The 13,050-nt window shown below is 51.7% G+C and carries 10 protein-coding genes; 6 read left to right on the forward strand and 4 right to left on the reverse strand.

The features are described from left to right. Nucleotide 1: 1 nt before the first annotated feature. Together KKG35_10830 and KKG35_10835 are read right to left on the reverse strand one after the other, a co-directional pair. Nucleotides 2-484: a hypothetical protein gene (locus KKG35_10830; protein ID MBU1738622.1), complete on the reverse strand. Its 483-nt coding sequence runs from the start codon at nucleotides 482-484 to the stop codon at nucleotides 2-4. Nucleotides 485-1,022: 538 nt separating this feature from the next. Next, nucleotides 1,023-1,976, reverse strand: coding sequence for a hypothetical protein (locus tag KKG35_10835; GenBank protein ID MBU1738623.1), 954 nt, complete (start codon nucleotides 1,974-1,976; stop codon nucleotides 1,023-1,025). Nucleotides 1,977-2,428: 452 nt separating this feature from the next. Here KKG35_10835 and KKG35_10840 point away from each other — a divergent pair, with 452 nt between their 5' ends. The 6 genes from KKG35_10840 to KKG35_10865 all read left to right on the forward strand — a co-directional run bounded on the left by KKG35_10840 (nucleotide 2,429) and on the right by KKG35_10865 (nucleotide 11,865). Then, the gene (locus KKG35_10840; protein ID MBU1738624.1) at nucleotides 2,429-3,889 is read left to right on the forward strand and encodes an HD domain-containing protein; all 1,461 of its coding nucleotides are present in this window, start codon (nucleotides 2,429-2,431) and stop codon (nucleotides 3,887-3,889) included. Between the two features lie 126 nt (nucleotides 3,890-4,015). Then, nucleotides 4,016-6,517: a glycogen/starch/alpha-glucan phosphorylase gene (locus tag KKG35_10845; GenBank protein MBU1738625.1), complete on the forward strand. Its 2,502-nt coding sequence runs from the start codon at nucleotides 4,016-4,018 to the stop codon at nucleotides 6,515-6,517. A gap of 38 nt (nucleotides 6,518-6,555) precedes the next feature. Further along, nucleotides 6,556-7,131 carry a flavodoxin family protein gene (locus KKG35_10850; GenBank protein MBU1738626.1) on the forward strand — a complete coding sequence of 192 codons (576 nt, stop codon included), beginning with the start codon at nucleotides 6,556-6,558 and terminating at the stop codon, nucleotides 7,129-7,131. Between the two features lie 41 nt (nucleotides 7,132-7,172). Continuing rightward, a complete protein-coding gene (locus KKG35_10855; protein ID MBU1738627.1) occupies nucleotides 7,173-7,580 on the forward strand; it encodes a bacteriohemerythrin in 408 nt (135 codons plus the stop codon). 91 nt (nucleotides 7,581-7,671) lie between these two features. Continuing rightward, nucleotides 7,672-9,030, forward strand: coding sequence for an ATP-dependent 6-phosphofructokinase (locus KKG35_10860; GenBank protein ID MBU1738628.1), 1,359 nt, complete (start codon nucleotides 7,672-7,674; stop codon nucleotides 9,028-9,030). Between the two features lie 168 nt (nucleotides 9,031-9,198). Further along, the gene (locus KKG35_10865) at nucleotides 9,199-11,865 is read left to right on the forward strand and encodes a PAS domain S-box protein (GenBank protein MBU1738629.1); all 2,667 of its coding nucleotides are present in this window, start codon (nucleotides 9,199-9,201) and stop codon (nucleotides 11,863-11,865) included. A gap of 23 nt (nucleotides 11,866-11,888) precedes the next feature. On the opposite strand, the gene KKG35_10870 is transcribed toward KKG35_10865, so the two are convergent. Both KKG35_10870 and recO read right to left on the reverse strand, forming a co-directional pair. Further along, complete coding sequence (locus tag KKG35_10870) at nucleotides 11,889-12,239, reverse strand: hypothetical protein (protein ID MBU1738630.1); 351 nt, start codon at nucleotides 12,237-12,239, stop codon at nucleotides 11,889-11,891. A gap of 28 nt (nucleotides 12,240-12,267) precedes the next feature. Further along, nucleotides 12,268-13,050 (reverse strand): DNA repair protein RecO, encoded by a 783-nt coding sequence (gene recO, locus KKG35_10875; protein ID MBU1738631.1) that lies wholly within the window; start codon nucleotides 13,048-13,050, stop codon nucleotides 12,268-12,270.

The following is a 13,050-nucleotide window of genomic DNA, read 5'->3' on the forward strand; positions in this document are numbered from 1 at the left end:
TTTATTTAGACCGCATGTCTCTGAAAACCTGCCGGGCGGTGCGCCGGTCATTATCCAGAACCCGGACGCCGCTGTCCTTGTAGGATTTGATTTTCTGGTTCAGGCTGATGTTTTCGCTTTCCAGCGCGGCCAGACGTGCTTCAATATCGCTGTCTGAAGTTGGCGCTGCGGCCTCTGCTGTCTGCAGTGAGCGAACCTCCTGTCTCAGCTGATCATTCTCCTTTTCCAGTGCTGATAGCCGGCTGCGCAGCTCGTCGTTCGCCTGACTGTTGTCGGTTGTCTGGGCGGGGGCGGGAATGGTTCCGGCGCTGTTTTCCAGAGACCGCACTTCCTGCTTCAGTCGGCTGTTTTCATTCTCAAGGGCTTTCAAGCGGGATTCGATCTTTGTGTAGTCTTCCACGGGGATCTGCACCTTCAGTTCACCGGCAGAGACGAAACCGGTCCAGACCAGTATCAAGGTTATCAGGAATAATGTTCTCTTCACTTCAATCCTCCTCATATCCAACTTTATTTGATGTACCCTGCCAATCGAGGATACCGTTTGCGCGCTCCATTGATCAGTAGCGAAAAATGTGGATTCCCGACCGCTCTTTGGCGAAAGAAAGCTGCATGATCGATAACTATTTAATACAATTACAAAAAATTAGAATAATGTACAAGTAAATATTAGTGACTCAACTTTCAGGCATCTCTTATGGTGTTGATTTGCTGTTTTAAATGGTTCAGAGTCGTAGTGGCATTCCAAGATGAGAATTCAGAAGCCAGTAGCCGGAAGCCGGAGTGACTGATTTTAAAGCTTTTCTCCTGACTTCTGACTCCTGGCTTCTGGCTACTCGTGGAATACAGGCACTAACAAATCGCAGAAACCCCTTTATTTCACCCTTCGGGTACTCACTTCAGTACCCCCTGAGGGGTATAAGTTTCGTGCGAGCAGGCCAGCTGCCCAACTCAGCTTTAACGGGAGATTAGCCAAAATCGGAAAGTTGTAGTAGTGATGAACTGAGAGGGGAGATTCGATGTTCTTATTGGTTGCAGATTATTTTCTTTAATTCCGGTAACTTATCGGTGAGCGCCTGTCGGTCACGGAAAGTACATTTGAAGGTCAGGGAGTCTTTCTCGAATGATGGGGCGTGTTCCACCTCGGTGTCATTGGGCAGGTCCAGTGATTCGACAAAACGGCGGAATTTCTCTTCTGCACCGGAAAGCTGCGGAAAAAGCCGGGTGTGAAACCAATCCATAATCAATGATGTTTTTCGGTGGTTTTCGAGACTCCGGTCAAGCGCGATGTTTAGTATTGCCGGGTCTCGCAATAGTTCACCTGTTGTTACCGAATAGCGTCCGGCAAGTTCCAAGCTGTTCCGGAGAAGTTTTCTCTGGTTGGATGCGCTCAGTCTGAGAGAGGCGATGAGGGAGAAAATCTCATCTCTTTCAGCTGGGTCAATTTCCAGCAGGGTAAAGGCGGTGGAAATTTCGAGCTCCCCTTCATGAATCGCGGAAAGTTGCCGGGTGTTTAATTGCAGAAGTTTCAGAAGTGTCTTCGGTTGATACCTGCGGGTTATGTTCAGGAGCGGCAGGGCAAAGCCGGTGGCTTTGTCCTGTCCTGCGGCGCTGATGGCTTTTTCAAGAAAAAGGACCTCTTCAACAGGAGATGCTTTGCGGACCCTGGAGATGTTTTCCAGGGCAAGGGCCAGGAGTTCCAGGGGATCGATATTCCCATCGAGGACAAGGCAGGGGCATCTCCCGGCTGCGTTCGCTTTTTTATATGCCTGGAAAATTCCGTGGCCGGCGATTATCCTGAATGAGTTGTCGAACCCTTGCAGAAGAGGCGGGTTGAGCAGGATCTGTCTTGAGAGGGATTGGGTGTCCATGGCAGGAAATTCATTGCCTGACTCAACCTCGGGCGTCAGAAGGTAGGAGTGGTCGTCATCCGCGATCCTGCTGATCTCGATTTCCTGATATGTCGCTTTTATGGTCATTGCTTCTCCTGGCTGGAAATGAGAGGGGCTGGAATGTGGGAGTCGGAAGAGCAGGCGGAGTTGTCTCTCCGGCACCTTTTTTTGATTACCCAACTTTCTGACTTGTCTTATGGTGTTGATTTGCTGTTATAAATTATTTGAGAGCATGGTGGCATTTCATTATGAGAATTCAGAAGCCAGAAGTCAGGAGCCAGAATGACTGATTTTTTAAGCTTTTCTCCTGGCTTCTGACTCCTTGCTTCTGGCTTCTTGTGGAACACAGGCACGAAAAATCGCCAAAATCTCTTTATTATCGGGAGATTAAACAAACTCAGAAAGTTGAGTTGATTATATAACGTTTTGATTTAAAACATAAAATTAAACATGGCAATGAATTTAAGGGTGCCGCCCCGGTTCCGCCATTTTAACGCTGAAACAGGTTTCAGGGAATTTACTTGTGACTCTGAGGAATTATGACTGACCGGATTCTCGATCGCAACTGGTTGAAAGGGTACCCGAGGTTTCTGCTCCGGGCGTTCATAATGCTGGGGCGAGAATGGCCGCATATTTTCATCACCGGAGGGGCTGTTCGTGACTGGCTGCTGGGGCGAAAGGCGGGCGATCTTGATCTGACCATCGATGGAGATGCGGTCGCCGCAGCCCGGTTTTTTGCCGCCGCCACCGGGGGCGCATTTGTGCCGCTTGATGAAGGTGAGGGGGTGGCGAGGGTGGTCTGCGGCGGGATCACGGTTGACTTCGCATCGTTTCGTGAGAAAACGACCGACATCCTTTCCGATCTGTCATGTCGGGATTTTACGATCAACGCGATGGCTACTCCTCTGGACGTTGTTTCCGGAACCTTGACGGAGCCGCCGGTTGTGATCGATCCCCTTGGCGGAGCGAATGATCTGGCAAGGAAGGTTGTCCGCGCCCCGGGTGCAGGTGTTTTTGAAAGCGATCCTCTTCGCATCCTCAGAGCGTTCCGTTTTGCCGCAGTGAACAATTTTACGGTCGAACCGTCTACTCTTGACTGGCTGACCGCAAAAAAGGACCTTTTGCGTATCCCCGCCCCCGAGCGGATCCGCTATGAACTTGACCTGATCATGGCCTCGGAAAGGGGTGGGGCAACATTCGGAGATATGGATGCGGCCGGGCTCCTCACGCTTCTTTTTCCTGAATTGGCATCAGGCAGGGGCATGGCCCAGCCTTTAAGCCATCATCAGGATGTTTTTGAACATAATCTGGCAACCCTGTCTCATGTTGAAAGGGTCATGGCTGCTCCGGGTCGATACTATCCGGAACAGAGAAAACTTCTTGAAGGCTATCTCGATCAGCCGGATATCCGGCTGGCCCTGAAATGGGCGGCTCTTTTTCATGATGTCGGCAAACCAGACACCTGTGATCTGAAGGAAGACAACCGTCTGACCTTTTATAATCATGACCAGGTTGGGGCGGGGATATGGCTCGCGATCGGGCGCCGTCTTTGCTGGGGCAGGCGATTCATTGACCGGGTTGCTCTGCTGATCAGGCACCACATGTATCCGTTCCATCTGAACAACTCACTGGCAACGACCGGCATCACTCCGCGTGCCTGTCTGAAACTGGCAAAGACCGCGGGCAAGGATCTGTCCGGTCTTTTCCTGCTGGCGATGGGTGACAGTATGGCGGCAAAAGGTCCGAACAAGCCCGCCGGAATGGAAGAAAACCTGGCGCGATTATTCAGCCGGGTTGACCTGGAATACCACCGTTCAGTCAGGAAGGTGTTGGAGGGACCACCTCTTGTCAGCGGGGATGATCTGATCGGGATGGGTTTGACACCCGGCCCGCATTTTGGAGAGATCCTGGATGCTGTCGAGCAGGCCAGGGTTTCCGGTGAGATCTCCGACAAAGAGAGCGCTTACGAATTCATCCGCAGGTATGTTGGCCGCACATGACCGGTATGACGAGAATTATCTTGTTTTCTTGAATTTCAATTCGTTAGAATTAGCACAGTCCGGCTTGTTCCGTTATCGAGATATTGTCAGTTGCCGTCCGGAATTTTCCCGGCGGAAGATCAAGGAATGATAAAAGTGGATAAGATGACCAAATCAGTGAAGAAAACCGGGCCGGCATGCTCTTATAATGCGGTTGACGAAGTCGATGTCGATTCGCTCGGCAAGACCATCCATCATCACCTGTTGAGTTTTCTGGGACGGGATCCCGAGCGGGCCAGCAACCGGGATATGTGTAAGGCACTGTCGTACCTGATGCGCGACAACCTGATTGAGAAATGGGTCAATACCCAGAAGAGCTATTATGACCACCGGAAAAAAAGGGTCTACTACCTTTCTCTTGAGTTTTTGATCGGCCGTTCTCTCGGTAACAGCCTGATCAATATGGGGCTTGAAGGACCTGTAGCCAAGATGCTTGAGAATCTCGGCTATGATCTTGAGGACATCCGGGAAGAGGAGGAAGACGCAGCCCTGGGCAATGGCGGTCTTGGCCGGCTGGCCGCCTGCTTTCTTGATTCGATGGCCACCCTCGGAGTGCCCGGGTATGGCTATGGAATCCGCTATGAATATGGTCTGTTCTTCCAGAGGATTCTGAACGGTTTTCAGGTGGAAACCCCCGACAACTGGATGCGCTACGGCTCACCCTGGGAGTTTGAGCGGCCGCAATATCTGCACCGGATCCATTTCGGCGGTCGGGTGCATTCCTATCATGACCGGGAGGGCAAACTCCGGAAAGAGTGGGTCGATACCGAAGTGATCATGGCCATGGCTTGTGACATGCTGGTTCCCGGATACCGGAACGATCAGGTCATCAATATGCGGCTCTGGACTGCCAAGGCCTCGCGTGAGTTTGATCTTTCCTATTTCAGCAAGGGCGATTACATCGCGGCGGTTGAGGAAAAGGTCCGTTCCGAGACGGTATCGAAGGTTTTATATCCCTCGGATACCTTGCGGGAGGGCCGGGAGTTGCGGCTGAAACAGCAGTATTTCTTTGTGGTTGCCACCTTCAAGGACATCATGCGGCGCTACAAAAAGAAGAGCAAGGATTTTGATGATTTCAGCAGCAGGATAGCGGTGCAGCTGAACGATACCCATCCCGCCATTGCCATCCCGGAACTGATGAGGCTCCTGGTTGATTTTGAATATCTGGAGTGGGAAAAAGCCTGGCAGATCTGTGTTGAAACCTTCTGTTATACCAACCATACCCTGATGCCGGAGGCCCTGGAAACCTGGCCGGTGGAGATGCTTGACAGGGTCCTGCCCCGCCATCTGGAGATCATCTATGAGATCAATCACCGGTTTCTTAAGGAAGTGGCGGAGAGATATCCCGGTGATCAGGAGAAGTTGCGGAATATGTCCATTATTGAGGAGGGGGCCGTCAAGAAGGTCAGGATGGCCCATCTGGCGATTGTGGGAAGTCACTCGGTCAATGGTGTCGCCGAACTGCACACCCACCTGATGAAGACCGTGATCTTCAAAGATTTCCACGAGTACTTTCCCGGCCGCTTCAACTGTAAAACCAACGGCATAACCCAGCGGCGCTGGCTGCTCAAATGCAATCCCGCCCTGGCGAAACTCATCACCGGCAGAATCGGCGACGGATGGGTTACCGATCTCGATCAGCTGCAGCAGCTTGTCCCGCTGGCCGATGATCCAGATTTTGTCAGAGAGTGGACCATGGTCAAACATCGCAACAAGGTCAGGCTCGCTGAATATATCGGTGGTAACTGCGACTCGCGGGTCTCTCCGGACTCGATGTTTGATGTTCAGGTGAAAAGAATTCATGAATACAAAAGGCAGATGCTGAGTATTCTCCATGCGATAACATTCTACCAACGGATCATTGATGATCCGGGGGGCGACCATACCCCCCGGACCATTATCTTTGCCGGCAAGGCCGCCCCTTCCTATTTTATTGCGAAGCTTATCATCAAGTTCATCAATTCGGTGGCGAAGGTCATCAATGTCAACCCGGTGACCAACACTTTTCTTAAAGTGGTCTTTATTCCCAATTACGGAGTGTCATTGGCGGAAAAGATTTTTCCCGCTTCCGAACTGTCGGAGCAGATTTCTACTGCCGGCACGGAAGCATCCGGAACCGGCAACATGAAGTTTGCCTTGAACGGCGCCCTGACCATCGGCACCCTGGACGGGGCCAACATCGAGATTATGGAGGAAGTGGGCAGGGAAAACATCTTTATCTTCGGAATGACCGCCGAGGAAGTAGCACGGGAAAAAAGCGATCCCGGCCGCACTCCCCACGATATCTACATGTCGAACCGGGAAATCAGGAAGGTTATCGACAGCATCACCGACGGTAATTTCAGTAACGGCGACAGGGAGCTTTTCAGGCCGATTGTCGACAGCCTGATGAACCCGGATGATCAGTATATGCTGATGAAGGATTTTGAATCATACCTGGATTGCCAGGCGAGGGTCAGTCTGGCCTACAGGAACCAGCGCCAGTGGAACAGGATGTCGATTTTAAACGTGGCCAGGATGGGCAAGTTCTCCAGCGACCGGACGATCAGGGAGTATGCCCGGGAGATCTGGGGGATTGATGTGCCGTGATTTCATGAAATCATAACGATACTAAACGAGGAACAGTAATGAAAGTCGTCGCTTTTAACGGCAGTGCCAGGAAGAACGGAAATACTTCGCATCTGATCAACATCGTGCTCGAGAAAATCAGGGAGGAAGGGGGAGAGACTGAACTCATCGAGCTTGCCGGGATGAATCTTTCCGGCTGCAAGGCGTGCTACCAATGTTTCGAGAAGAAAAACAACCGTTGTGCGGTGGAGGATGATCTGATCAACGAGGCCATTCAGAAGATGCTCTCCGCCGACGGGATCATCCTGGGCTCACCCACCTATTTTGCCGACCTTTCCGCCAATATCAAGGCGCTCATTGAAAGGTGCGGCATGGTGAGTCGGGCCAACGGCGATATCTATAAAAGAAAGGTCGGCGCTTCGGTGGTTGCGGTCAGGCGGGCCGGGGCATCACACGTCTTCAGCTCGCTGAACTTCTTTTTCTTAATCGGCCAGATGATCATTGCCGGTTCCTCATACTGGAATATCGGCCGGGGCTTGAAACCGGGAGAGGTGATGGAGGACGCGGAAGGGGTGAAGACCATGCGTGATCTCGGCGCGAATATGGCCTGGTTGATCAAAAAGATCAAGGCGTAATGCCTGGTTAAACACTTCTAATTTCAACAGGGAGGGTGAAGATGGCTTTGTTTGACTGGAAAAACGAATACAGTGTGAGCGTGGCCGAGATTGACGAGCAGCATAAAAAACTGATCGCTCTGATCAACAAGCTGCATGAGGCGATGACCAGTGGTCGCGGCAAAGAGGTGGTGAACGCGGTTCTGAAGGAACTTGCCGATTACACGGTCTTTCATTTCAGCAAGGAAGAGAACCTGATGCGGACCAACGACTATCCAGGGTATCCGGAGCACCTTGAAAAACATCAGAAGATGACGGCCAAGGTCCTGGCACTGCAGGCAGATTGCAAGCGCGGCAAGGTGTCCGTGTCGATGGATGTCATGGACTTTTTAAAGAGCTGGCTGGACAAGCACATCCTTGGTACGGACAAACAGTATGCTCCGTATCTCAAGGCCAAGGGGGTTTCCTGAGTCGAAACACATTGAAGTTCCCCGTGGCAGATAGCGAAAACAGCGTGAGACCCGGAGTCTCCTTGCCGTCGCTTACCTCGAGCTGCGGGGAATGCGTTTCGCGGTGCATGTTCAAGTTGTCTCGACTATTCCGGTTCCACAACCTCCACCTCTGCAGGGAGACAACCGATTGCATTATAAAGCTCAGGATTTTCTAACGGAAAATCTGGGGGAAAACAGGTTCCCGACTCCCCTGGAACTGCCGGACAGTTTTTTTGCTTCCACCCGGGAGAGGGTGTTGTATTGCAACACGGTGGGCTGTAGTGACGGAGAGTTGGATCCGGAATTCAGCTTTGAAAGACCAGGGCCGTTCCACAGGCTTCATTTTGATCCGGCAGAGACCAATGTCGGGATCGTCACCTGCGGCGGTCTCTGCCCTGGAATCAACGATGTGATCCGTTCGATCACCTACAGTTCGCTTGATGCCTACAAGGTGAGTAAGGTCTACGGTTTCCGCCATGGATTTGCCGGACTTGCGAGAGAGAGTCCGGAGATCCCGATTGAGCTGTGTCACGATGTTGTCCACAACATCCATGAGCAGGGCGGAACCATTCTCGGCTCGTCCCGCGGCGCACAGCCGATCGCGGAAATGGTCGATACTTTGGTCAGATACGGGATTTCGATTCTCTTCGTGATCGGCGGCGACGGCAGTCATCGGGGTTCGATGCTGATGGCCGAAGAGGTGGCCAGACGGAAACTGGACATTGCGGTGATCGGGATTCCGAAAACCATCGACAATGATATCTCCCACATCCAGCGTTCTTTCGGTTTTGATACAGCGGTGGAAGAGGCCAGAAAGGCGGTCAATGCCGCGCATGTCGAGGCGACCTGTCTGCGCAACGGCATCGGCCTGGTGAAGCTGATGGGGCGGGACGCGGGATTTATCGCGGCCCATGCCACCCTTGCCTCGGGGAACGTGAACATCTGTCTGATCCCGGAAGAGCCGTTTGATCTTGAGGTTATCAATCAGCGGATCAGGCGACGTCTTGAGAAAAAGGGGCACCTGGTGATCGTGGTTGCCGAGGGGGTCGGCCAGGAATTCATGAGGCAGGGGGAAAAGCTTGAATATGATGAATCCGGTAATCCCCGGCTGATTGATATCGGGCCGTTTCTGAAAAAACGCATCTCGGCGTATCTGAAGAGTGCGGGGATTCCCTTCACCATCAAATATATCGACCCCAGTTACATGATCCGTTCGACTTCGGCCAACGGCATCGATTCATCGTTCTGTCTGCAGCTTGGCAATTATGCGGTCCACACCGGCATGGCCGGCCGGACCAACACCCTGATCGGCTACTGGAACCAGCATTTCTGTCTGGTGCCTATCCATTTCGCCCTGAACGAAAAGAAAACCGTCGATATCAACGGTTCCATGTGGCGCTCGGTTCTCGAAGTGACCGGCAGATACTGAACCGGCAGAGCGCCGTTGGGGGCATGCTGCGCGAAGCCCCTACCCCTCCGCACTTTCCCGTATGCAGAAAGTTCTTTTTGTTTGACATTTCAGGGGGAATAGTCCGAAAATCCTTTATCAAGGCCTGACCTTTCCGGGTCGGAGTTCTGGAAGAGTGTGGGGAGAGGCATGCGATCAGCAAATCTCGATATAATCTCGAAAATCAAACATTTCGTTCTTTTTGCCATTGCGGTGACGATTCCGGTTTTTGCATCGGTTGCGGAAGCCCGTGATGTAAAGGTCGGGGTCTTTCATAATTACCCGATCTGCTATGAGGAAAATGGAGAGAATACGGGGTTCCACGTTGAGCTGCTGAAAGCTGTGGCAAAAGAAGAGGGGTGGAACCTGGTCTTTCAACCCGGCGGTACAATCAAGGATGTTCTGAACGGTCTTCAGACAGGAGTTATCGATGTGGGGATGAGTCTGATGCCCACCGGTGAAAGAAGAGTTTTTGCCGATTTTACCACCGAGACGAATGTTATCCTGTGGGGGCAGGTTTTTATAAAAAACGGGCGAACCGATATCCATAACCTTATCGATCTGAGCGGGAAAAAGGTCGCTTTCATAGGCCAGGGGACAAGCGGGCAGAATTTCATGAACCTCTGTGAGCAGTTCGGGGTGAAGGCACATTTCAAGAAAATGGGCCCGTACGAAGAGGTTGCCCGGGCAGTCCAGATCGGTGAGGTTGATGCCGGCGTCTTTAATAATTTTCAGGGGTATAAATATTCGAAACAGTACCGGATCAAGCCGACACCCATTCTCTTTAGTCCGACACCTGTGCTGTTTGCGGTCCCCAAAGGCAGAAACGGCGACATTTCCGAAGCAATCGATCGCCATCTCAGAGGATGGAAGGGCGACCCGGATTCTATTTATTACAGGCTCGAAGAAGAATTTCTCAGTGCCCTGAATCGTAAGGAGATGAGCTGGAGTAAAAACGAGGTCCTGATCGCTTTCGGGCTATGCATTGCTTTGATGGCAGTGGGTGTATTTCTGGGTGTTTTCCTCGGCGGCAGGGTTGGAGAAAGGAGTCTGGGCAAAGTATACTTCAAGCATATTGTCATCTTTACAGTGACCATCACCATTCTGATTACTCTTATTGATACGGTGATGAACTGGTTCCTTTTCCATCCCGGGGAAACCTTCCTTGAAGCGGGAATCGTAAATGTTACTCCAGAACACCTTTACTTCAGGGGCATGTTCGTTTTGACATGCATGGTTTTTGCCTTCTTTTTTACCAGGTACCTGGGGATGTACACCGAGGCTCAATCCAGGCTGCAAAAGAGTGAGGAACGATATCGGGACATTGTCGAAAGCTCCATTGATTGGGTCTGGGAATTTGATGAAAACGAAATTTTCACCTATGCCAGTCCTCGGATTGAGGAGATGCTGGGATATAAACCGGAGGAAGTGATTGGCCGGTCTGCCTTTTCCCTGATGCCTCCCTCCGAACAGAAAAAAATGACTGCGGAATTTACCCGGATCAAGGAAGCGCGAGCCTCTTTCGTGGCCCTTGAAAACATCAATCAGCACAAGAGCGGGAAACTGATCCATCTGGAGTCGAGTGGAGTCCCTGTATTTGATGCGGAAGGGGTTTTTCGTGGCTACCGGGGGATGGACAGGGACATCTCTGAGCGCAGGGTGCTGATCGAAAAATTGCAGCAGGCCCAGAGACTCGAAGCAATCGGGACCCTGGCGGGCGGCATTGCCCATGATTTCAATAATATCCTGACCCCGATTCTTGGCTATGCAGGTCTTGTGAAATCAATGCTGCCGAGCGATAGTGAGGTTCAGGAGCATCTGCAGGAAATTGCCAAAGCAGGGAATCGCGCAAAAGAACTGGTCAGGCAGATTCTGACGTTCAGCAGGCAGGCGGAGCGGAGCAGAAGTCCGCTGAAGGTAGGTGTTTATATCAAGGAGGCTCTGAAGCTCCTCCGGGCCACTATCCCGACAACCATCGAAATTAAACCTGAACTTGACGGGAACTGCGGTGCCGTCCTTGCCGATCCCACCCAGATTCACCAGATCATTATGAATCTGTGCACCAACGCATATCATGCCATGCGGGAAAGTGGCGGGGTGCTTGCGGTCACTCTGCATGAAAAAGTGCTGGGCGAAGACGATATCCATGAAGGGATGAACATTACACCGGGGAAATACCTGAGCCTTGAAGTGAGCGATACCGGACATGGCATAAAACCGGAAGACAGGGAGAGGATATTTGAGCCCTATTTCACCACCAAGGAAGTGGGAGACGGCACCGGCATGGGACTGGCCGTAGTTCATGGGATTGTACAAGCCTACAAAGGCTACATTTCGGTGTATTCAGAAGTTGGCAGGGGAACTACGTTTTTGATCTACCTGCCTGTGGTGGAAGGCAATGCGGAAGAGCGTGTTCATCTGGAGGAAGAGAAGGTTACAGGAGGCGATGAGCGAATCCTTCTGGTGGACGATGAGCGCGATATTGTGAAACTTGAGCAGTTTCTTCTGGAAAAACTGGGGTACACGGTCGCGGCCCACACCAGCAGCATGGCGGCTTTGGAGACCTTCAGTGAAAATCCTTCCGAGTATGATCTTGTCATTACCGACATGACGATGTCGGAATTGACCGGCGCCGAACTGTCGGAAAGAGTAAAGGCGATCAGGCCTGGTATTCCGGTAATTATCTGCACGGGATTCAGCGAACTTATCAATGAGATCAAAGCCAGGGAATTGGGGATTGATGGTTTCCTGATGAAGCCGGTCACCCAGACCGATCTTGCACGAACCATAAACAAAGTGCTGAGAAAAGAACAGTAGCAGTGGAGTTGTTCTGGAATTTTTTAGGGCGTACTGATTTTCCCGGCAAGAAGTTTTTCTATGATCCGCAGGTGTTTTTTCTCGTTATGGATAGCCACGGTGGTGAAGATGATCACCATCATCAGTAAAGCGATGCAGGCCGGGAACAGCAGGGGAACCATTGCTGCCATTAATGAAAGGGTGGCATCCGGTATTGAGTTGGCGGCAAGTCCTTCCTTGATGGCAAACGGGTTGATCAGAAGAGGGGTTTTGATCGAGAGCCAGACTGCCAGAGCGGCTATCATGATCGCAAGAAGGGAGCCGACTACCGGCCATAACCTGATCAGTTTGTTCCTTTTTTCTATAAACTCTTTTTCCTGTGATGTTAATGGCATCTTTTTTTACTTCCTTCAATTCTTTGGATTAAATGCAGCCGTTGCTGTTTCCCTCGAGAAGAAAATCCCACGCCAGAATGTCCCGTTGAAGAATGTGTGACCCGTAAGATCTTAATATCCTTACTGATTCTTCTATTGACGCATTTGAAAAACGAAGCCGGCCGAGTTTTTCATTGTCAAGTTCCTGCGCTTTCTGAAGCAGGCGGATGGTGCTGATGGAAACCACAAGGTCGGCGGGACCGACCGCAATCCCACCTCTGCTGCAATCACCGCAGATCAGGCCGTTGTAGCTGCTGCTGAACCGGAAAGGGGTCAGGGCCGGTGAAAGGCGGCCGCATCGGCCGCACGCGTGGAAGTCCGGATGAAAACCGGACAGGGAAAAGAGGCGCAGCTGGAAAAGGATTGCGATGGTGGCCGGCGCAGTTGATTTCTTTGCAAGCTTAAGAAATGTCCAGGTGAGCAGTCTGAACAGGTCAGGGTCAGGGTCGTTCTCCCTGGTCCAGTGGAGGGTCAGTTCGGCGACCAGAGCTGCGGTGGTGTAGAGATGGTAATTTTCCCGGAGTGCAGGGAAAGGGTCGATCAGTTCAGCCTGATCGATCATCACCAATGTCGAAGACCGGCTGTCGGTGAAAAGAACATCAAGCAGGGTAAAGAGTTCAAGCTTGTTCAGGAATCGCTTGAAACTCTTTTTGGCCCCCTTGGCGATTCCGCTGAAGCGCCCTCTGGAATCACTGAAAAAAGTGACGATCTTGTCCGCTTCCCCATAATCCCTGACTTCGATTACAAATGCCCTGGCCCTGGCAGGTTCCAT

Source organism: Pseudomonadota bacterium (assembly GCA_018823285.1).
GTDB lineage: Bacteria > Desulfobacterota > Desulfobulbia > Desulfobulbales > JAGXFP01 > JAHJIQ01.

Coding starts and splice junctions, on each gene's coding strand:
- KKG35_10845 (MBU1738625.1), top strand. CDS start 4,016: ATGATAAAAGTGGATAAGATGACCAAATCAGTGAAGAAAACCGGGCCG.
- KKG35_10870 (MBU1738630.1), bottom strand. CDS start 12,239: ATGCCATTAACATCACAGGAAAAAGAGTTTATAGAAAAAAGGAACAAA.
- KKG35_10840 (MBU1738624.1), top strand. CDS start 2,429: ATGACTGACCGGATTCTCGATCGCAACTGGTTGAAAGGGTACCCGAGG.
- KKG35_10855 (MBU1738627.1), top strand. CDS start 7,173: ATGGCTTTGTTTGACTGGAAAAACGAATACAGTGTGAGCGTGGCCGAG.
- KKG35_10865 (MBU1738629.1), top strand. CDS start 9,199: ATGCGATCAGCAAATCTCGATATAATCTCGAAAATCAAACATTTCGTT.
- KKG35_10835 (MBU1738623.1), bottom strand. CDS start 1,976: ATGACCATAAAAGCGACATATCAGGAAATCGAGATCAGCAGGATCGCG.
- recO (MBU1738631.1), bottom strand. CDS start 13,050: ATGGAACCTGCCAGGGCCAGGGCATTTGTAATCGAAGTCAGGGATTAT.
- KKG35_10860 (MBU1738628.1), top strand. CDS start 7,672: ATGCGTTTCGCGGTGCATGTTCAAGTTGTCTCGACTATTCCGGTTCCA.
- KKG35_10850 (MBU1738626.1), top strand. CDS start 6,556: ATGAAAGTCGTCGCTTTTAACGGCAGTGCCAGGAAGAACGGAAATACT.